20 protein-coding genes are annotated in these 19,501 nt (G+C 60.0%); 10 read left to right on the top strand and 10 right to left on the bottom strand.

Annotated elements, in window-relative coordinates; genetic code table 11:
• The 3 genes from PMI36_RS23425 to PMI36_RS23435 all read right to left on the bottom strand — a co-directional run.
• The coding region (locus PMI36_RS23425) for a phasin family protein (protein WP_008068836.1) at positions 1-687 on the bottom strand (687 nt) is incomplete at its 3' end.
• A 10-nt stretch (positions 688-697) separates the two neighbouring features.
• Positions 698-1,120, bottom strand: a complete 423-nt coding sequence (locus PMI36_RS23430; RefSeq protein WP_007899266.1) for a phasin family protein — start codon at positions 1,118-1,120, stop codon at positions 698-700.
• Positions 1,121-1,363: 243 nt separating this feature from the next.
• Complete coding sequence (locus PMI36_RS23435; RefSeq protein WP_007899268.1) at positions 1,364-1,639, bottom strand: polyhydroxyalkanoic acid system family protein; 276 nt, start codon at positions 1,637-1,639, stop codon at positions 1,364-1,366.
• Between the two features lie 155 nt (positions 1,640-1,794).
• Between PMI36_RS23435 and ubiE the strand changes: the two genes are divergently transcribed.
• The 10 genes from ubiE (at position 1,795) to PMI36_RS23485 (ending at position 9,965) form a co-directional block, all read left to right on the top strand.
• Positions 1,795-2,565, top strand: coding sequence for a bifunctional demethylmenaquinone methyltransferase/2-methoxy-6-polyprenyl-1,4-benzoquinol methylase UbiE (gene ubiE / locus PMI36_RS23440; protein ID WP_008005057.1), 771 nt, complete (start codon positions 1,795-1,797; stop codon positions 2,563-2,565).
• Entirely contained in the window at positions 2,565-3,188 is a 624-nt protein-coding gene (locus PMI36_RS23445; protein WP_008068835.1) for a ubiquinone biosynthesis accessory factor UbiJ, read from the top strand. Before ubiE ends, PMI36_RS23445 begins: the two co-directional genes overlap by 1 nt.
• On the top strand, positions 3,185-4,789 hold the full coding sequence (gene ubiB, locus PMI36_RS23450) for a ubiquinone biosynthesis regulatory protein kinase UbiB (protein ID WP_008068834.1): 1,605 nt from the start codon (positions 3,185-3,187) through the stop codon (positions 4,787-4,789). The genes PMI36_RS23445 and ubiB overlap by 4 nt, the downstream gene beginning before the upstream one ends.
• A gap of 79 nt (positions 4,790-4,868) precedes the next feature.
• Complete coding sequence (gene hisI, locus PMI36_RS23455) at positions 4,869-5,270, top strand: phosphoribosyl-AMP cyclohydrolase (protein WP_007899278.1); 402 nt, start codon at positions 4,869-4,871, stop codon at positions 5,268-5,270.
• A complete protein-coding gene (locus PMI36_RS23460; RefSeq protein ID WP_007899279.1) occupies positions 5,263-5,595 on the top strand; it encodes a phosphoribosyl-ATP diphosphatase in 333 nt (110 codons plus the stop codon). Before hisI ends, PMI36_RS23460 begins: the two co-directional genes overlap by 8 nt.
• Positions 5,596-5,619: 24 nt before the next feature.
• Complete coding sequence (locus PMI36_RS23465; protein WP_007899280.1) at positions 5,620-5,898, top strand: twin-arginine translocase TatA/TatE family subunit; 279 nt, start codon at positions 5,620-5,622, stop codon at positions 5,896-5,898.
• Between the two features lie 10 nt (positions 5,899-5,908).
• Positions 5,909-6,334 (top strand): Sec-independent protein translocase protein TatB, encoded by a 426-nt coding sequence (tatB, locus tag PMI36_RS23470; protein WP_008068833.1) that lies wholly within the window; start codon positions 5,909-5,911, stop codon positions 6,332-6,334.
• Positions 6,331-7,125: a twin-arginine translocase subunit TatC gene (gene tatC, locus PMI36_RS23475; protein ID WP_007899282.1), complete on the top strand. Its 795-nt coding sequence runs from the start codon at positions 6,331-6,333 to the stop codon at positions 7,123-7,125. The genes tatB and tatC overlap by 4 nt, the downstream gene beginning before the upstream one ends.
• Complete coding sequence (locus PMI36_RS23480; protein WP_008068832.1) at positions 7,122-7,829, top strand: 16S rRNA (uracil(1498)-N(3))-methyltransferase; 708 nt, start codon at positions 7,122-7,124, stop codon at positions 7,827-7,829. The genes tatC and PMI36_RS23480 overlap by 4 nt, the downstream gene beginning before the upstream one ends.
• A 219-nt stretch (positions 7,830-8,048) precedes the next feature.
• Positions 8,049-9,965: a methyl-accepting chemotaxis protein gene (locus tag PMI36_RS23485; protein WP_008068831.1), complete on the top strand. Its 1,917-nt coding sequence runs from the start codon at positions 8,049-8,051 to the stop codon at positions 9,963-9,965.
• A 142-nt stretch (positions 9,966-10,107) separates the two neighbouring features.
• Here PMI36_RS23485 and mdoH read toward each other — a convergent pair whose 3' ends face one another.
• The 7 genes from mdoH to hutG all read right to left on the bottom strand — a co-directional run bounded on the left by mdoH (position 10,108) and on the right by hutG (position 19,497).
• Entirely contained in the window at positions 10,108-12,678 is a 2,571-nt protein-coding gene (gene mdoH / locus PMI36_RS23490; RefSeq protein WP_008068829.1) for a glucans biosynthesis glucosyltransferase MdoH, read from the bottom strand.
• On the bottom strand, positions 12,671-14,476 hold the full coding sequence (locus PMI36_RS23495) for a glucan biosynthesis protein G (RefSeq protein ID WP_008068827.1): 1,806 nt from the start codon (positions 14,474-14,476) through the stop codon (positions 12,671-12,673). Before PMI36_RS23495 ends, mdoH begins: the two co-directional genes overlap by 8 nt.
• Positions 14,477-14,797: 321 nt before the next feature.
• Positions 14,798-15,235 carry a D-aminoacyl-tRNA deacylase gene (dtd, locus tag PMI36_RS23500; protein ID WP_008068825.1) on the bottom strand — a complete coding sequence of 146 codons (438 nt, stop codon included), beginning with the start codon at positions 15,233-15,235 and terminating at the stop codon, positions 14,798-14,800.
• The gene (pip, locus tag PMI36_RS23505; protein ID WP_008068824.1) at positions 15,232-16,203 is read right to left on the bottom strand and encodes a prolyl aminopeptidase; all 972 of its coding nucleotides are present in this window, start codon (positions 16,201-16,203) and stop codon (positions 15,232-15,234) included. The genes dtd and pip overlap by 4 nt, the downstream gene beginning before the upstream one ends.
• A 105-nt stretch (positions 16,204-16,308) precedes the next feature.
• Positions 16,309-17,238 carry an alpha/beta hydrolase gene (locus tag PMI36_RS23510; protein ID WP_008068823.1) on the bottom strand — a complete coding sequence of 310 codons (930 nt, stop codon included), beginning with the start codon at positions 17,236-17,238 and terminating at the stop codon, positions 16,309-16,311.
• Between the two features lie 185 nt (positions 17,239-17,423).
• On the bottom strand, positions 17,424-18,371 hold the full coding sequence (locus tag PMI36_RS23515; protein ID WP_032830136.1) for a choline ABC transporter substrate-binding protein: 948 nt from the start codon (positions 18,369-18,371) through the stop codon (positions 17,424-17,426).
• Positions 18,372-18,693: 322 nt separating this feature from the next.
• On the bottom strand, positions 18,694-19,497 hold the full coding sequence (gene hutG, locus PMI36_RS23520) for an N-formylglutamate deformylase (protein ID WP_008068821.1): 804 nt from the start codon (positions 19,495-19,497) through the stop codon (positions 18,694-18,696).
• Positions 19,498-19,501: the final 4 nt, after the last annotated feature.

The raw sequence follows: 19,501 nt of genomic DNA, 5'->3' as shown, positions 1-19,501 counted from the left end.
CTTGGCGCCAGCCACTACTGGTTTCGGTGCAGCCGCTTTCGGGGCGGCCGGTTTTTTCACTGCAGGCTTCTTGGCTGCTGGCTTTTTCGCCGCGGCGGGTTTGGCTGCTGCGGTTTTAACTGCAGGTTTAGCGGCTGGTTTGGCGGCCGCTTTAGCTGCAGGTTTCGCCGCGGCAGTTTTGGTTGCCGGTTTAGCGGCAGCCTTGGCCAATGGTTTGGCTACGCTTTTGGCTGCTGGTTTGGCCGCCGCGGTTTTCGCCGCAACAGGCGCAACCTTGGCACCGGTGAGTTTTTCGATTTGCTTGGTCAGAGTATCGACCTTGCTGTGCAGTGCCTTGACCTCATTGCGGCTCGGTACACCCAGGCGCGAAATGGCGCTGTTCAGGCGCTTGTCGAAAGCCCCTTCCAGCTCATCCCATTTGCCCAGTGCACGATCTTTCACACCGCTGATGCGCGACTTGGCCGACGAAGCGGAGTCCTTGGCGGCATCAACTTTCTTGCCGACAGCGCTCTTGGTGAGCTTCTCGGCTTTCTCGCCGTCCTTAACCAATGTATCGAAGAGCTTGCTGCCGTCAGTGTCGATCTTCGAGTACACGCCTAAACCAGCCAGCCAGATCTTGCGGGAGTAGTCTTCGACCTTCCCGATCCACGAGCTGCCTTCTTTTTCAGTATTCTTTTTACCAGCCATCCCGTTCTCCTTAAGATTTACGCGCGACACGTTCGAGCAATGCCGTCAGCTCATCGAGCTTAGCAGAGAGTGTCTCAACGTCATGTTTAGACGGAATGCCGATACGATTCAAGGCACTTGCGATACGTGTATCGAAAGCCCTTTCGACTTTGTCGAGTTGAAGTTCGACTTTGCCTTTGAAAGTGCTCACTTCACTCTTGGCTTCATCGATCTCGGCATTGGCCGCTTCAAGTTTTTCAGTGACTACTTTTTTGCCTTTCTTTTCAACAGCTTGACCAGCCTTGATCAGCTCTTGAACGTACTCGCTACCCTCTTGGCCGACCTTGGTGTAAGCACCCAGGCCAGCGAGCCAGATCTTGCGGGCATACGATTTGACGTCGCCCAGGGCGTTAGTCTCAACGTCGACTTTTTTCTTCAAAATAACTTTGGCCATGGTGCACCTCACGCGCAGAAGGGTCGAGGAACTGCCCGCAGAGAGTCGGGCTCAGGCACAAAGTAGTGAGAATAATTAGAAACGGCACCCTAACAAGTGACACAAAACCTGTAGCCGCAGAACAAATGTGGGAGCGGGCTTGCTCGCGAATGCGGTGTGTCATTCAGCATTGATGTCGACTGACACACCGCATTCGCGAGCAAGCCCGCTCCCACATTAATCGTGTTCCATACAACGACCGGATTATGCCAACGCTTTATCCAGAGCCCTTTCGATTTCCGATTTGATGGTGCCGCTCATGGCAGACATCAACAGGCCCAGTTCGACATCGACCTTGATCGAGTCCTCACCCACATACACCGCCCCTTTTACACCCGAGCGCCTGAGATTCAGGGTGTCACCGGACCACTGCGGCTCCAGGCCATATTGTTCGGACAGTTTCTGCGCCAACTTGTCGGCCTTCTCGCGGGCCGCTTCCTTACCCAGGCCGTGGGCACGCTCAACACTAATACGGGCCATCGAATGACTCCTGCTTTATTGTGACTTGCTCAAGACATCTTGACCCTGCATGCGTCAAAACGTCCCGGTAGTTGCCTATCTTACCTTCAGCCTTGCCAAGACAAAGCAGGCCACCGGGATTAGAATGTCCCGCATTCTCTTTTGGTGACAGCGATATGACTGATCAGCGCAAAGGCAGCGATGCCGAACCCACCACTCACTTCGGCTTCAAAAACGTTCCGGAAAGCCAGAAAGCGGAAAAAGTCGCTGAGGTTTTCCACTCGGTAGCCGCCAAGTATGACCTGATGAACGACCTCCTGTCGGGCGGCATGCACCGTCTGTGGAAGCGTTTCGCGATCGAGCTGTCGGGCGTGCGCACCGGTAACCGCGTGCTGGACATCGCCGGCGGCACGGGCGACCTGACCCGCAAGTTCTCGCATCTTGTGGGACCGACGGGTCAGGTAGTGTTGGCCGACATCAACGAATCCATGCTCAAGGTCGGTCGTGACCGCCTGCTGGATCTGGGTGTGTCCGGCAACGTCGAATTCGTCCAGGCCGATGCTGAAAAGCTGCCGTTCCCGGACAACCATTTCGATTGCGTAACCATCGCTTTCGGCCTGCGCAACGTAACGCACAAAGAAGACGCCCTGCGCTCGATGTTGCGCGTGCTGAAACCGGGCGGCCGTTTGCTGGTGCTGGAATTCTCCAAACCGACCAACGCGCTGATGTCCAAAGCCTACGACGCCTACTCGTTCGCCTTCATGCCGTTGATGGGCAAGTTGATCACCAATGATTCGGAAAGCTATCGCTACCTGGCCGAATCGATCCGCATGCACCCGAATCAGGAAACCCTGAAGTCGATGATGGTCGAGGCCGGTTTCGACCGCGTGACCTATCACAACATGACCGCAGGCATCGTCGCCCTGCACCGTGGCATCAAGCCCTGATGTTGCTGGCCGGCCTGCTCGCCAGCGTTGAACTCGGCCTGAACCGGGTGCTGCGTCTCGACAGCACGGCCCTGCCGCGGCTGGCGCATTTGAGTGGCAAGGTGATTGCCGTCGACTGCCGCAGCCCGGCGCTGCAAGTGCTCATCCTGCCCAGCGATGAAGGCCTGATGCTCGCCTCCCAGTGGGAAACCGGCGCCGACTGCACCTTGCGCGCACCGGCCTCAAGCCTGCTGAAACTGGCAACGAGCACGGACAAGACTTCGATTCTGCATGCACCAGAAGTCGAACTCGATGGCGACAGCGGCGTGCTGCTGGAACTGGCGGCGATCCTTCAGGACCTTGAGCTGGACTGGGAGTACGAACTCTCGCGCTGGCTGGGACCTGTGGCCACGCAACTGCTCGGCGGTCACCTGCGTAGTCGCGCACGCTGGTATCAACAAGGGTTCGCCAGCCTGAACCAGAACCTGGGCGAATACCTGGCCGAAGAATCGCGCGCCCTCGTCGGTCAGCGCGAAGCTGACGCCCGTTTTAATGAACTGGACCAGATCAAGCTCGATCTGGAACGTCTCGAGGCGCGTTTCGAGCGCCTTTCCCGATCCCTCGACCCAAGCGATAACGCATGAAGCTGCTTGCCGTCCGCCGTTTGTTGCGCATCCAGCGCGTTGTGATTCGCTACCGCCTCGATGACCTGCTGTTCGCCCTGCCATTGCCCTGGTTTCTGCTGGCGCTGCGCTATGCCTTGCCGTGGCGCTGGTTTCCGCGCAAGACGCTGGACCTGAGCCGTGGCGCGCGACTGCGCCTGGCGTTGCAGGACCTGGGGCCGATTTTCATCAAGTTCGGTCAAATCCTGTCCACACGCCGCGACCTGCTGCCCGAAGACATCGCCGATGAACTGATGAAGTTGCAAGACCGGGTGCCGCCGTTCGATTCGCAGGTGTCGGTCAGGCTGATCGAAGAGCAGCTTGGCAAAAAAATCAGTGAAGTCTTCAGCCGTTTCGACGTCGAACCGCTGGCCTCGGCTTCGGTGGCGCAAGTGCATGCCGCGCAGCTGAAAACCGGTGAAGAAGTGGTGGTCAAGGTGATCCGCCCGGGCCTGAAACCGATCATTGCGCAGGACCTGGCGTGGCTGTTCATCCTCGCCCGCGCCGCGGAAAAACTCTCGGCCGACGCTCGCCTGCTGCACCCGGTGGACGTGGTCAGCGACTACGAAAAAACCATCTACGACGAACTCGACCTGCTGCGCGAGGCGGCTAACGCCAGCCAGTTGAAGCGCAACTTCGACGGCTCGCCACTGCTGTATGTGCCGCAAGTCTATTGGGACTGGTGCCGGCCGAAGGTGCTGGTGATGGAGCGCATCTACGGGATTCAGGTCACCGACCTCGCGACTCTGGCCGACCAGCGCACCGACATGAAAATGCTCGCCGAGCGTGGCGTGGAGATCTTCTTCACCCAAGTGTTCCGCGACAGCTTCTTCCATGCCGACATGCACCCCGGCAACATCTTCGTCAGCACCGTGCAACCGTGGAGCCCGCAATACATCGCAATCGACTGCGGCATCGTCGGCAGCCTGACCCCGGAAGACCAGGACTATCTGGCGCGCAACCTGTTCGCGTTCTTCAAGCGTGATTACCGGCGTGTCGCGCAGTTGCACATCGATTCGGGCTGGGTGCCGGCGGAAACCAAACTCAACGAATTCGAAGCAGCGATCCGTACCGTGTGCGAGCCGATCTTCGAAAAACCGTTAAAAGATATTTCCTTCGGCCAGGTGCTGATGCGCCTGTTCCAGACCGCTCGACGTTTCAACATGGAAGTGCAGCCGCAGTTGGTATTGCTGCAAAAAACCCTGTTGAACATCGAAGGCCTGGGCCGTCAGCTGTACCCGGACCTCGATCTGTGGAACACCGCCCAGCCGTTCCTCGAACGCTGGATGCGCGAGCGCGTCAGCCCCAAAGCCTTGATCGGCAACGTGCAGAGCCAGTTCGAGCAGATCCCGCACCTGGCCAACATGGCCCGCGACCTGCTCGAGCGCATGTCCCAGCCCCATGCCAACGACCCGCCGCCCCCTTGGCACAAGCGCAAGGACGACTGGTTCCTGCGGTTGCTCGGCACCGCTCACCTGGCGGGTGGCACGATACTCGCCGCCGGAGGCCCGTTGAACGAACTGGGGCACTGGCCCGCCGGAATCATGGTGGCGGTCGGCTTGTATCTGGTCGTTCGCCGATAGCCAGTTGGATGATCGGCTGGCACACTGTTTGAACGCCTGGGTTCAGCTATTGAAGTAGAGCCCGCTGTCGGAGTCGAAGATGAAAAACTGGCTGGACGAGATCAAGTGGGACGCCGATGGCCTGGTGCCGGCGATTGCCCAGGATCACAAGACCGGACGCGTCCTGATGATGGCCTGGATGAACCGCGAAGCACTGGAATTGACCGCTGCCGAGAACCGTGCCATTTACTGGTCACGTTCCCGTGGCAAGCTGTGGCGCAAGGGCGAAGAGTCCGGTCACGTGCAAACCCTGCATGAGATGCGCCTGGACTGTGACGCTGACGTGATCATCCTGATGGTTGAGCAGATCGGCGACATCGCCTGCCATACCGGCCGTCAGAGCTGCTTCTACCGCGTCTTCGAGAACGGCGACTGGAAAACCGTCGACCCGGTTCTGAAAGACCCGCACGCTATCTACTCGGCAGGACATACCCATGAGTGACACGTTGACCCGTCTGGCCCAGGTGCTGGAAGAGCGCAAAGGCGCCGCCGCCGACAGCTCGTATGTCGCCAGCCTGTACCACAAGGGCTTGAACAAGATTCTGGAAAAAGTCGGCGAAGAGTCGGTCGAAACCATCATTGCCGCCAAGGATGCCGCCATCAGCGGTGACTGCAGCGATGTGATCTACGAGACCGCCGATTTGTGGTTCCACAGCATGGTCATGCTCGCCCAGCTGGGGCAGCATCCACAGGCTGTGCTCGATGAACTGGACCGTCGCTTCGGTCTGTCCGGACACGCCGAGAAAGCCTCTCGCCCGTCCGCCTGAACAACTATTGGAGAGGAACGCAACATGGGCATTTTTGACTGGAAACACTGGGTCGTCATCCTGGTTGTCGTGGTGCTGGTGTTCGGCACCAAGAAGCTGAAAAACCTCGGCACTGACGTGGGCGAGTCGATCAAGGGCTTTCGTAAAGCCATGAACGACGACGAAAAACCGGCCGACCCGACAGCGACCCCGGCCCAACCGGTTCCACCTGTTCAGCCACAGACCACACAGTCCGTGAACCCGCCGCACACCATTGATGTGCAGGCGCAAAAAGTCGAAGAGCCGATCCGCAAAGACGTGTGAGCACAGACTAATGTTTGGTATCAGCTTCTCTGAACTGCTGCTCGTCGGCCTCGTCGCCTTGCTGGTGCTGGGCCCCGAGCGTCTGCCGGGTGCTGCGCGCACCGCCGGCCTGTGGGTCGGGCGGCTGAAGCGCAGCTTCAACGCGATCAAACAGGAAGTTGAACGTGAAATCGGTGCCGACGAGATTCGCCGGCAACTGCACAACGAGCACATTCTGTCCCTGGAGCAGGAGGCGCGGAAGATCTTCACGCCGACTCAACAGGAGCCGACGCCGGTGGAACCTGTGGCGACGCAGACGATTCATGCGCCTGCGGCTGAGGTTATGCCGGTGGTTGCAACCGCTGAACCTGCTACTCCAGTAGAACCTGTTGCTCCTGCCGCCGCGCCGACAACGCCGGCGCCTCACGACACCACTTTGCCGCCGCGAGCCTCATGAGCGATCTTCCCGAAAACGACCAGCACATGCCGCTGGTTTCGCACCTCACCGAGTTGCGCACTCGCCTGCTGCGTTGTGTCGTGGCGGTGTTCATCATTTTTGCCGGGCTGTTCGCCTTCACCCAGCAGATCTACACCTTCGTCTCCACGCCGCTGCGCCAGTACCTGCCGGCCGGCGCGACGATGATCGCCACCGACGTGTCGTCGCCGTTCCTGACGCCGCTGAAACTGACCATGATGGTCTCGCTGTTCCTGGCGATCCCGGTGATCCTGCACCAGATCTGGGGCTTTATCGCGCCGGGCCTGTACAAGCATGAGAAGCGCATCGCGGTGCCGTTGCTGGTGTCCAGCATTCTGCTGTTCTACACCGGCATGGCCTTCGCCTATTTCCTGGTGTTCCCGCTGATCTTCAAGTTCTTCGCCGCCGCCACCCCGGCCGGCGTGGAAATGATGACCGACATCACCAGCTACCTTGATTTCGTCATGACGCTGTTCTTCGCCTTCGGCGTGGCGTTCGAGATTCCGGTAGCTGTGGTGCTGCTGGTGTGGATCGGCGTGGTCAACGTCGCCTACCTGAAGAAAATCCGCCCGTACGTGATCATCGGCTGCTTCGTGGTCGGCATGATCCTGACGCCACCGGACATCTTCTCGCAGACGCTGTTGGCTGTACCGATGTGGTTGCTGTTCGAAATCGGCATCCTGTTCGGCAGCCTGATCAGCAAGCGTGGCGAGCATCCGGACGACCAGCCGGCTGACGATCACAACGACCAGCCGCCAGCGACCCAAGCGTGAACCTGCTGCTCCTGGAAGAGGCCGACTTCATTGCGGCCGACCGGGCGATCCTGCGCGATCGCCGGTTGACCCACATGCAGGAAGTCCATCGCTCGGTGGTTGGCGACAGCCTGCGGGTCGGGCGTATCGGCGGTTTGATGGGCTCGGCCGAGTTGCTGCGCCTGGACGCCGATGAAGCCGAGTTGCGCGTCACCCTCGACCAGCCGCCACCGGCCAAGCTGCCACTGACTTTGGTGCTGGCTTTGCCACGACCGAAAATGCTCCGTCGAGTGTTTCAGACCGTGGCCGCCATGGGCGTGCCGCGCATCGTGCTGGTGAACAGCTATCGCGTCGAGAAGAGCTTCTGGCAAACCCCGTTCCTGGAACCCGAGGCGATTCGCGAGCAATTGATCCTGGGTCTTGAACAAGCCCGCGACAGCGTGCTGCCGGAAATCGTCATCGAGAAACGCTTCAAGCCCTTTGTCGAAGACCGTCTGCCGCCCATTACCGAAGGCACCCTCGGCCTGGTCGGTCATCCCGGTAACTACCCACCCTGCCCTCGTGGCCTGAACGAACCCGTGACCCTGGCCATCGGCCCCGAAGGCGGCTGGATTCCCTACGAAATCGACCTGCTGGCCAAGGCCGGCCTGCAACCGGTGCAACTCGGCGACCGCATCCTGCGGGTCGAAACCGCCGTCACCGCGCTGCTTTCGCGCCTGTTCTAACGTCAAACACCCTACTTGTGGCGAGGGAGCTTGCTCCCGCTCGGCTGCGAAGCAGTCGTAAAACCGGTGAATGCGGTCTTGCTGGTAAAAAGCGCCGGCCGCTTCGCGCCCAAGCGGGAGCAAGCTCCCTCGCCACAGGTGTTTACTCCCCTACAGATCCCTGCCAGCCGGCCGATACAGTCTCCATAAAACCAATTAATGGTCCGAGGGAGTAGCAGCATGTACCGATGGCTAGCCGAGAAACTGGGAAATGTAAGCGTCAATCGCAAACTGGGTGTTGGCTTCGGTCTGGTGCTGCTTCTGACCTTGTTGATCACCTTTACCGGCTGGACCGGCCTGAGCGGTGTGATCAGCCGTGGCGATACGCTAGGGTTTATTTCCAGCCTCAATGAGCTGACCAAAGACCTGCGTCTCGCCCGTCTGGATTACGACATGCGCCGTGGCGAACAAGGCCCGGGCGCCGTCAACGAGCTGATCGGTCAACTCGATACCGGCCTGAAAACCGCCCGTACGCTGGTCGAACAGCCTGCCGACGTGGCAATGGTCGATCAACAACTTGCCGCCGTCAGCGAGTACAAACGCGCCTTCGCTGATATGACTCAGGCTACCGCCACCCGCGAAGATGCTCGCAGCAAATTGGGCGCCACTGCCGATAATGCTGTGGCCCGGGTCGCTGAAGTCGAAAAATCCCTGCTGCAAGGCGACAGTGTCGCCCAGTTCAACAGCGTGATCGACCTGAGCAAACTGATCCAGCAAGCGCGTTTCCAGGTACGCGGCTACACCTATAGCGGCAAGCCCGAAGCCGAGCAGCCAGCGCTGGACGCCATCGGCAATGCTCTGAAAAACCTCGAAAGCCTGCCGTCTCAACTGCCGGAACAACACATCGCCAACCTGCAACAGGCGACCGACTCGCTCAAAGCCTATCGCGCGGCTGTCAGCCAGTTCCGCGACTCCCAAGTCGCCAGCGCTGCAGCCTTCAAGCGTATGAGCGCGCAAGGCGACATTCTGTTCGACACCAGCAAAAAACTCACCGCCTCGCAAACCGTCGTACGTGACACCGATGCGGCACATGCCAAAAACATGCTGCTGTTGGCCACCGTCCTGGCGTCAGCCTTTGGTTTATTCGCGGCTTGGGCCATCACTCGCCAGATCGTCATCCCTCTGAGCCAGACCCTCAAAGTGGCTGAGCGTGTCGCCGCGGGCGACCTGACTCACAACCTGATTTCCGAACGTCAGGACGAACTGGGTCAGCTGCAGCGCGCCATGCAAAGCATGACCCTGGGCCTGCGAGAACTGATCGGAGGCATCAGCGACGGCGTGACCCAGATCGCCAGCGCCGCTGAAGAGCTGTCCGCCGTTACCGAACAAACCAGCGCCGGGGTCAACAGCCAGAAGGTCGAGACCGATCAGGTGGCCACCGCCATGCACGAAATGACCGCCACGGTGCAAGAAGTCGCGCGCAATGCCGAGGAAGCGTCCGAAGCTGCCGTCGCCGCCGACCAACAAGCCCGCGAGGGTGACAGAGTGGTCGGCGAAGCCATCGCCCAGATCGAGCGCCTGGCCGTCGAAGTCGGCAACTCCACCGCCGCCATGGGCGATCTGAAACGCGAAAGCGACAAGATCGGCAGCGTGCTCGATGTGATCAAGTCCGTGGCCCAGCAAACCAACCTGCTGGCGCTCAACGCCGCCATCGAAGCCGCCCGCGCCGGTGAAGCCGGGCGCGGTTTTGCGGTGGTCGCCGACGAAGTCCGCAGCCTGGCCCAGCGCACACAGAAGTCCACCGAAGAAATCGAAGAGCTGATCGTCGGCCTGCAAACCGGCACTCAGCAGGTCGCGACCATCATGGACAACAGCCGCAGCCTGACCGACAGCAGCGTCGAACTGACCCGCCGCGCCGGTGGCTCGCTGGAAAGCATCACCCGCACCGTGTCGGCGATCCAGTCAATGAACCAGCAGATCGCCGCCGCTGCCGAGCAACAGAGCGCGGTGGCTGAAGAGATCAACCGCAGCGTGCTGAACGTGCGTGATGTGTCCGAGCAGACCTCGGCAGCCAGTGAAGAGACCGCGGCCTCCAGCGTCGAGCTGGCGCGGCTGGGGACGCATTTGCAGATGCTGGTGGGGCGGTTCAAGGTTTGAGCTGATGCGGGTATCCCGGCTCGCTTGAAACCGGGGTGATGCAATCGCGGGCAAGCCCGCTCCCACAGGATCCGCGCCGAACACAAAGTTGTGCTCAGTCAGATCATCAGCCCAAAAAAACCCCGCTTTCGCGGGGTTTTCGTTATGCCGGCTGAGGCTGAACGCTCACAGGCTTGAGCGGCAACAGCGGCGCATGGGGATCGGCATCCACCGATGTGCGCCAGGCTTGCAGCCACTCGGCGTGGCCTTCGTTCCAGACTTGCTCATGCAAGCGACCCAGTGCCACCGGATCACTCAGCAGGGCCACGCGCTCGTTGTTGGTCAGCCCGGCTGGCCCGACCTTCATCGCATGGCGAACCCGCTCGATGCGCAACCATTCGATCGGCTCGGCCTGACGGTGACGAGACGTCGCCAACGCACACGCCAAAGCGTTCTGCTGAGGATCGACCACTGACCGGACGAAGCCGTCGTTCAGTGCATGCCAACGGTTTTCGTGGGTGTACTGATCGGTCGCCAGCAATTCCTGTGGCGGGGCATATTCCTCAGGAATCAGGAACAGGCTTTCGTCACGGGACTTCAGGCCCAGGCCGACGCGACTGGAGATCACCGATACCGGGATCGACAACATCAGCGAACCGACGATCGGCACCAGCCACCACAAGAAGCTCGGGTTCAGCCAGATCACCAACAGGGCCCAGAAGAAGCCCAGCAAGGTTTGCGGGCCGTGGCGCTTGACCGCTTCGCTCCACGGCGTGGAGTCATCGTCACGTTGCGGCGAGTTCCAGGTCGCGGCCCAGCCGAGGAACGCGGCGAGTACGAAACGGGTGTGGAAGATCATCCGCACCGGCGCCAGCAGCATGGAAAACAACATCTCCAGCAGCATCGACAGCGTCACCTTGAACTTGCCACCAAACTCTTTCGCGCCTTTGGTCCAGATCAGGATGATGCTCAGCAACTTCGGCAGGAACAGCAGCACGATGGTCGTCGAGAACAGCGCAATTGCCTTGTCCGGCTGCCATTGTGGCCACAGTGGATAGAGCTGACGCGGTTCCAGGAAGTACTGCGGCTCCATCAACGTGTTGACCGCCAGCAAGGCCGTCGACAACACCAGGAACAAGAACCACAACGGCGCAGACAGGTACGACATCACGCCGGTCAGGAACACCGCACGGTGCACCGGGTGCATGCCTTTTACCAGGAACAGCCGGAAGTTCATCAGGTTACCGTGGCACCAGCGACGGTCACGCTTGAGTTCGTCCAGCAGGTTCGGCGGCAGTTCTTCATAGCTGCCTGGCAAGTCGTAGGCAATCCACACGCCCCAGCCGGCACGGCGCATCAGCGCAGCTTCGACGAAGTCGTGGGACAGAATCGCACCGGCAAACGCGCCTTTACCGGGCAACGGCGCCAGGGCGCAGTGCTCGATGAACGGCTTCATGCGGATGATCGCGTTGTGACCCCAATAGTGGGATTCGCCCAACTGCCAGAAGTGCAGACCGGCGGTGAACAACGGACCATACACACGCGTGGCGAACTGCTGCATACGCGCATAAAGGGTGTCCATGCCCGACGCACGCGGCGCGGTCTGGATGATCCCGGCGTCCGGCGTGGCTTCCATCAGGCGCACCAGACTGCTCAGGCATTCGCCGCTCATCACGCTGTCGGCGTCGAGTACGACCATGTACTTGTAGTCACCACCCCAACGACGGCAGAAGTCGTCGAGGTTGCCGCTTTTACGCTTTACGCGGCGACGGCGGCGGCGATAGAAGATCTTGCCAAAGCCCTTGGCTTCACGGCAGACGTCCAGCCAGGCCTGCTGCTCGGCAACGCAGATATCGGCGTCGTTACTGTCGCTGAGTACGAAAAAGTCGAAGCGATCCAGGTTACCCGAGGCCGCCACCGATTCGAAGGTCGCCCGCAAACCGGCGAACACCCGCGGCACGTCTTCGTTGCAGATCGGCATCACCAGTGCGGTGCGTGCGTCCTTGGCGATCGGCTCATTGCCGGCGCTGGCGCCGGAAATGCGGTACTTGTCACGGCCGGTGATCAACTCGAGGAAGCCCATCAGCGCAGTCCAGAAACCGGCCGAGACCCAGCAGAACAGAATCCCGAACATAATCAGAATGCTGGTTTGCAAGGCATATGGCAGCACTTGCGTGGCGGTTTGGGTCAGAGGTTGATGCAGGACTTCTTCAAGATCGACGAACGACCAGCCCTGGTACGGCATGATGCCTTTCATGTACCAGCCGGCGACGATCGTCTGACCGAGCATCAGCACCAGAAGAATGTAGCGGCGGATCGAACCGACGGTGCGCCAGCGAGCCGCCGGCAGCACGTTCTCATCTTTCGGCGGCGCCGGCGGATTGGTGCGACCGGTCAGCCGACGCCAGCCACGCACCAGAATGTTGGTGCGCCACGGCTCGGGCACGACTTTGGTCCGACGGATCGGTGGGGTTGCCTTCAGGCAAACCCGACCACTGGCGTCGAGCACCAGCATTTCCGCATCCGCCAGTTCTTCCGCGGAGTTCAGGGTCAGGCGCCGGCCAACCGAGGCTTGAGCAGCCTCGGTCGGCGCGTCGAACGTCGAGGACGACAGACGTTCGTGCAGTTCACTGAAAGACTTGCAGCCCGCGAGTTCCGCGCGCTGCTCGTCGCTCATCGGCAAATGCGCCAGGTACTCGGCAAGCGATTGTGGCTGTACTTGTGAATTACTCATCGGCGGGCAACTGATAGCTCCAGGTCTCGGTCAGGACTTGTTCAGTCGGTGCCGATTCCGTTGTGGCTGGGGCCGCTTCGGCAGCAACAGGCTGCTTGGCGTCTTTGTTGTCCTTGTCCTTGGTGTCCTTGACTTGCTGGGCTTGTGCTTCAGCCTGCTTGGCTTCCTTGTCCTTCTTCTCTTGCTGGCGGGCGGCGATCTTGTCGGCCTTGGCAACGGAAGAACTGGACGCTGGTGCCGCGGTCTTGAGTGCCTCGGCAGGCGTGATGGTCTTGACCAGCGCAGCGCGCATTTCGGTGGCCTTGCTCGGATCCTTGATCTTCATCCGCAAAGTCAGGCGCCAGCCCTTGGTTTCAGGGTTGTAACGGACGCTGTTCTCGACCAGTTCTGCGTTGTCGCCAACGCTCACCTGGCTGCGCACTTCAGCATCTTCCGGCAGGACTTGCAGGGACGGGCCTTGGAAATCCACCAGATAGGCTACGCTGCCGTCCGGTTGACGAATCAGGTTCGACTGCTTGACGTCACCTGTGGAACGCAAGGTCTGTTGAACCCAGGCGCTGTCCGGCGAATGCAGGGAGGCTTCGTCGAGAGTCCAGTGCATGCGGTAGGCAACGTCCAGGGACTGGCCAGGCTCAGGCAGTTTTTCCGGACTCCAGAAAGCGACAATATTGTCGTTGGTTTCGTCGGCCGTAGGAATCTCTACCAGATCGACGGAGCCTTTGCCCCAATCGCCTTTCGGTTCGATCCAGGCACTTGGGCGCTTGTCGTAGCGGTCATCGAGGTCTTCGTAGTGACTGAAGTCACGGCCACGTTGCAGCAAGCCGAAACCGCGCGGGTTCTCGATCGAGAAGTTGCTCACCGCCAGGTGTTTCGGATTGTTCAGTGGGCGCCAGATCCATTCGCCATTGCCGGCATGGATCGACAGGCCGCTGGAATCGTGCAGCTCGCGACGGTAGTTCAGCACTTTCGACGGCTGGTTGGCGCCGAACAGGAACATGCTGGTCAACGGCGCAACGCCGAGCTTGGTGACTTTGTCACGCAGGAACATCTTGGCCTTGACGTCGACGACCGTGTCGCTGCCTGGACGTACGGTCAGGCGATAGGCACCGGTGGCACGCGGCGAATCCAGCAGGGCAAAGATCACCAGGTGCTTGTCGCCCGGTTTGGGCTGTTGAATCCAGAACTCGGTGAAGCGCGGGAACTCTTCGCCGGATGGCAACGCGGTATCAATGGCCATGCCGCGAGCGGAGAGCCCGTAGGTTTGCCCTTTGCCGATGACGCGGAAGTAGCTCGCGCCAAGCATGGTCATGATTTCGTCTTGCTTGTCGGCCTTGTTGATCGGGTACAGCACACGGAAACCGGCATAGCCCAGCTGTTCGGTGGCTTTAGGATCGAACTTCACGTCGCCGAAATCGAAACGACTTGGGTCGTATTTGATCTCTTCGACGGTGTTGGCCGTGATTTCGTTGATTTTCACCGGCGTATCGAAGTGCATGCCCTGGTGATAGAACGACAGCTTGAAAGGGGTTTTCTGGTTCGCCCATTCGGCTTTTTCCGTGAGGAACCGGATTTTTTGATAGTCCGCGAATTTCATCTCGCGAAATTCATTCGGCAGGTTACTGCGCGGGGCTTCGTATTTTTGCCCGGCCAGCTCTTTTGCCTTGACCGATACGTCATCCAGATTGAATGCCCAAAGTTGACCGGCGCTGAACAGGCAGAGCAGTGCAGAGCCTGCTACCAGAGCGCTTCGAAACCGTTTGGCAGACAATTTTGGTGCATTACAGGGACTAACAATCACGAGCAACCCTCGCCGAAAACAGATCAAAAAACCAACGGCCAGTTAAAGTGCCAGCACGGTGTGCGGTGGAAAAAAACCGACCCTGCGAACGACTCTTGCCAAGTTGGCGAGCATTGTTCCGACTCCTATGGGGCAAAATGATTCCCCAACAGGTCTCGGACAAGTCTCTACCTAAGTCAAAACGGACCAACGAACGCTGATCCCCGTAGCGCGCGATTATCTAGCAGGCCGCGTTACAACGCATCAGGTGGAACCAAGTATTTATCGGGAAAAACCTCTGTTTTCAGTCGAAATGCCCTTAAAAAGATGTTTTAAGCGCTTTCACGTCTGTAACAGGAAGGTTACCGGGCCATCATTGACCAGATGCACCTGCATATCCGCGCCGAATCTACCTGATGCCACAGTGCCATGCATCTGTTTCGCTTTACCTGTTAGATAGTCGAACAGCTCCTCACCCAAACCTGGAGGAGCCGCAGTCGAAAAACTTGGGCGCAACCCGTTTTTGGTGTCGGCGGCCAAGGTGAACTGCGAGACCAGCAGCAACCCGCCGCCTACGTCCGCCAGGGACAGATTCATCTTGCCCTCGGCGTCACTGAATACTCGATAGTTAAGCAGTTTATGCAGAAGTTTGTCGGCGCTGGCCCGCGTATCGTCGGGCTCGACCGCCACCAGCACCAGCAACCCCTGATCTATCGCGCCAACCACCTCTCCCGCAACCTCGACTCGCGCGCCACGCACGCGTTGTAGCAGGCCCTTCATGCTTCGTCAGGCGACAAGTCGAGCATACGACGGGCCATCAGATCGGCGGCGCGTACCAAGGCATCAGTAATACCTGTTTCGGACGCCGCATGGCCGGCGTCGCGAATCACCTGCAATTCGCTGTTCGGCCAGGCCTGATGCAGTTCCCAGGCGTTGTCCAACGGACAGATCACGTCGTAGCGACCATGGACGATGACGCCGGGCAGGTGGGCGATCTTGGCCATGTCGCGAATCAACTGGTTCGGCTCGAGGAAAGCATTGTTGGTGAAGTAGTGGCACTCGATACGGGCGATGGACAACGCACGCTGAGGCTCGGAGAAGCGGTCGACCACCAGCGGATTCGGCCGCAGGGTCGCGGTGCGCCCTTCCCACATGGACCAGGCCTTGGCCGCGTGCATCTGGGCGATCTGATCGTTGCCGACCAGGCGTTTGTGGAACGCCGACAGTAAGTCATGGCGTTCGTCCTGCGGGATCGGCGCGATGTAGTCCTGCCAGTAATCGGGAAACAAACGACTGGCGCCACACTGGTAGAACCACTCGATTTCCTGGGGACGGCAGAGAAAAATCCCGCGCAGAATCAAACCGTGCACGCGTTCCGGGTGGGTTTGTGCGTAGGCCAGGGCCAGGGTCGAACCCCAGGAGCCGCCGAACAGCACCCATTTGTCGATGCCCAGGTGCTTGCGAATCCGCTCCAGGTCGGCGACCAGATCCCAGGTGGTATTGTTTTCCAGGCTGGCGTGGGGCGTGGAGCGACCGCAACCACGCTGGTCGAAGGTGACAATGCGATACAGGTTCGGATCAAAATACCGGCGGCTCTGGGCATCACACCCGGCGCCGGGGCCGCCGTGGATGAACACCACCGGCAAACCTTCCGGCGAACCGCTTTCGTCGACATACAGCGTGTGGGTTTTATCGACGGCCAGATCGTGCCGGGCGTGGGGTTTGATCTGCGGGTACAAAGTCTGCATTGCGCGCTCCGTAAGGGGTCGAGGTCATCCCTGGGGGGACTTCTATTATTCTGCCGTCCGGCATCATAAACCCGAATTACGTCAATGAGCATGCCCCTTGCAGCGTCAGAGTTTGTCAGCCGTCGTCTCAGCCAAATAGCCGAGCAGGGTTTCATAGAGCCGGTCGACCTCGGCGACCTGCCCCCGCGCCCGCAAACAGCCGTGAACCAGTCCTTCCCCGTAATAAAGCGTTGCGCCCACGCCAGCTGCGTTGAGTCGCTCGGCGTAAAGCACGCCGTCATCGCGCAGCGGGTCGAACTGCGCCACGGCGATCAACGCCGGTGGCAGACCGCTGAAATCGTCGGCGAGCAAGGGCATCGCATAGGCACCCGGTTGTCGACTACCGCCCAAATACAACGCGTGATAACAATCCAGGTCGCTGCTGCTGAGCAATGGCGCATCGGTGCACTCGCTGCGCGACGGTAATCGGTGATCGCCGCCCAGCCCCGGATAGATCAGAACTTGCGCGCACGGCATAGGCTCGTCGGCATCGCGTAAAGCGAGGCACAACGCGGCGGCAAGGTTGCCGCCAGCGCTGTCGCCCACCACCAGGGTGCGTGCAGGGTCGAGCCGAAACGGTCCTGTACGCAGCGCGCGCCAGGCACCCAGGCAGTCATCGAACGCCGCTGGAAACGGATGCTCCGGCGCCAACCGATAATCGACGGCGATCACCAGCACGCCGAGCACCGACGCCAGTTCGGCACAGATGAAGGCGTGGGAGTCCAGATCCCCCACCACCCAACCACCGCCGTGCAAGTACACAATGCACGGCCAACCGTTGGTCGGCGGCGTGAGCGGTGGTTGCCAGGAGCGCACGGCTACGCCTGCCAATTGAAAGTCGACCACCTCAAGCCCCGCAGGATGCGGCGGGGAAAACGCCCGACACATCTCGCTGTAAGCCTGACGCAAACCGGTGAGGCTGCTGTCGGCGCTGTTGAAGCTGAGGGTTTTCTCGACGAAAGCCACCATCTGTTCAGAGAGTGGATAAGGAGCCATGAGCCTGCAGCCAGCCAAATAGAGGAAGTCAAAAAATTTGAACGACGCAAATCCTGTGGGAGCGTGGCTTGCCCGCGAAGAATGCACCGCGTTTTTTCAGGTATTACGCGTCATCGTTCTTCGCGGGCAAGCCACGCTCCCACAGGTTCTGCGCCCCCCTCGCCACAGTGATCCCGCTCGACCAGTCAGTTCTTCAAACTGGCCTGAACGGTTGCCACACCCTCCTTGCCATCAACACTGCTGACACCTGCCAGCCAGCGCTGAAGATCTTCGGGATGATCACGCAGCCACTGTTTGGCAACATCCTGCGGTGTCTTGCGTTCCATGATCGGCACCATCAACTGACTTTCCTGAGCCGCGGTAAAGGTCAGGTTTTCCAGCAGGCGGTTCACGTTCGGGCAGCGCTCGGCATAGTCCGGCGCGGTCACGGTGGAAACGGTCGCCGCTCCCTCGTTCGGACCGTAGACGTCTTCGCTGCCGGTCAGGTAGGTGACATTCATGTTGATGTTCATCGGATGCGGGGTCCAGCCGACGAACACCACGAACTCCTTGCGATTGACCGCCCGCTGAACGGCGGCAAGCATGCCGGCCTCACCGGACTCGATCAGTTTGAAGTCCTTCAAGCCAAAGTGATTGGTCTCGATCATGGTTTTGATCGTGGTGTTCGCGCCGCTACCCGGCTCGATGCCGTAGATCTTGCCGCCGAGCCGGTCTTTGAATTTCGCGATATCACTGAAGGTTTTCAAGCCTGCCGCGGCAACGTAGTCAGGAACAGCAAGCGTCGCCTGGGCGTCAGCCAGGCTCGCTTTGTCCATGACCTTCACTTGATTGGCAGCCACGAACGGGGCGATGTTTTTATCCATCGCCGGTTTCCAGTAACCGAGGAAGATATCGAGGCGTTTGTCGCGGATGCCGGCGAAGATGATTTGCTGCACGGCACTGGTTTGTTTGCTTTCGTAGCCGAGGCCGTTGAGCAATACGTCAGCCATGCCACTGGTGGCGATGACGTCGGTCCAGTTGACCACGCCCATGCGTACGGTCTTGCAGGAAGCGGGGTCGTTGGCGAAAACGCTGGCGCTCAGAAGAGTAGTGCCACAGAGGATTGAGAGACAGCGGGTGAACAAACCTTTGATGCTTGTCATAGGGAGCTTTCTCGCGCGGCAGATTATTGTCAGGGACCGGTGTCTTCGTGCACCGTGCCCAGAACATTACGCAGCGTCGAGAGGCTGAAAGCGAACTGTAGCGACCGAGATTTGCACGGTGGCGACTGTCCTGATGCGTTATCAAGGCGAACACCAATCTGTGGCGAGGGAGCTTGCTCCCGCTGGGTTGCGAAGCAGCCCCCAAACCATTCAACCGAGTTTTATCAGGTACGCCCGACCAGCCGGGTTTACGACGGCTTCGCCGCCGAGCGGGAGCAAGCTCCCTCGCCACAAAAGCCCGCTCGCCACAGGGTTATGCGCTGTAGTGCTTTTCGCCCCACGCCAACAACCCTTGCAGCAATTCCCTGAGCACCACCTGCGTCGGCGCCGCCAGGTCCGGGCGATAACGGAACGGCTCGAACTCTTCCATGTACGTGCACTGGCCCAACTCAAGTTGCACGGCATGGATGTTCTCGGCCGGGTTACCGTAGTGCCGGGTGATGTGCCCGCCCTTGAAGCGACCATTCAGCACATGGCTGTAATCGCCATGCCGTGCGCAGATGGCTTCCAGTTGGCTGGCCAGTTGTGGATCGCAACTGGCGCCGTTGAAGGTGCCGAGGTTGAAGTCCGGCAGCTTGCCGTCGAACAGGTGCGGGATGATCGAGCGGATCGAGTGCGCATCGAACAGCAGCGCATAGCCGAATTCGGCTTTCAGTCGCGCCAGCTCTTCCTGCAAGGTGCGATGGTACGGCGTCCAGATGTGTTCCAGATAAGTCGCCCGCTCTGCAGCCGACGGCTCCATGCCCTCACGGAACAATGGAATGCCATCGAACAGCGTCGCCGGATATAGACCAGTGGTGGCGCCGACATATAACGGCTTGTCATCGGACGGTCGGTTCAGGTCGATGACAAATCGCGAGTACTCGGCGGCCAGCGTGCTGGCGCCCAGCTCGGCGGCGAATTCGTAAAGCCTGGGGATGTGCCAGTCGGTGTCCGGCAGGCTTTTCGCGTCGGGAATCAACCCGGCTTCGACCACCGGGGTCAGGCGCAGGCCGGCGTGGGGCATGCTGATCAGCAGCGGCACGCGGCCTTGTTTGAAGTTCAGAACCTTATCCACAACT

Origin of the sequence: Pseudomonas sp. GM79 (assembly GCF_000282495.1) — a bacterium.
In the GTDB taxonomy this organism is placed as follows: Bacteria; Pseudomonadota; Gammaproteobacteria; order Pseudomonadales; family Pseudomonadaceae; genus Aquipseudomonas.
The sequence above is the reverse complement of the archived record's forward strand: the minus strand, read 5'-3'. Positions and strand labels throughout refer to the sequence as shown.

Coding starts and splice junctions, on each gene's coding strand:
- PMI36_RS23430 (WP_007899266.1), bottom strand. CDS start 1,120: ATGGCCAAAGTTATTTTGAAGAAAAAAGTCGACGTTGAGACTAACGCC.
- PMI36_RS23435 (WP_007899268.1), bottom strand. CDS start 1,639: ATGGCCCGTATTAGTGTTGAGCGTGCCCACGGCCTGGGTAAGGAAGCG.
- ubiE (WP_008005057.1), top strand. CDS start 1,795: ATGACTGATCAGCGCAAAGGCAGCGATGCCGAACCCACCACTCACTTC.
- PMI36_RS23445 (WP_008068835.1), top strand. CDS start 2,565: ATGTTGCTGGCCGGCCTGCTCGCCAGCGTTGAACTCGGCCTGAACCGG.
- ubiB (WP_008068834.1), top strand. CDS start 3,185: ATGAAGCTGCTTGCCGTCCGCCGTTTGTTGCGCATCCAGCGCGTTGTG.
- hisI (WP_007899278.1), top strand. CDS start 4,869: ATGAAAAACTGGCTGGACGAGATCAAGTGGGACGCCGATGGCCTGGTG.
- PMI36_RS23460 (WP_007899279.1), top strand. CDS start 5,263: ATGAGTGACACGTTGACCCGTCTGGCCCAGGTGCTGGAAGAGCGCAAA.
- PMI36_RS23465 (WP_007899280.1), top strand. CDS start 5,620: ATGGGCATTTTTGACTGGAAACACTGGGTCGTCATCCTGGTTGTCGTG.
- tatB (WP_008068833.1), top strand. CDS start 5,909: ATGTTTGGTATCAGCTTCTCTGAACTGCTGCTCGTCGGCCTCGTCGCC.
- tatC (WP_007899282.1), top strand. CDS start 6,331: ATGAGCGATCTTCCCGAAAACGACCAGCACATGCCGCTGGTTTCGCAC.
- PMI36_RS23485 (WP_008068831.1), top strand. CDS start 8,049: ATGTACCGATGGCTAGCCGAGAAACTGGGAAATGTAAGCGTCAATCGC.
- mdoH (WP_008068829.1), bottom strand. CDS start 12,678: ATGAGTAATTCACAAGTACAGCCACAATCGCTTGCCGAGTACCTGGCG.
- dtd (WP_008068825.1), bottom strand. CDS start 15,235: ATGAAGGGCCTGCTACAACGCGTGCGTGGCGCGCGAGTCGAGGTTGCG.
- pip (WP_008068824.1), bottom strand. CDS start 16,203: ATGCAGACTTTGTACCCGCAGATCAAACCCCACGCCCGGCACGATCTG.
- PMI36_RS23510 (WP_008068823.1), bottom strand. CDS start 17,238: ATGGCTCCTTATCCACTCTCTGAACAGATGGTGGCTTTCGTCGAGAAA.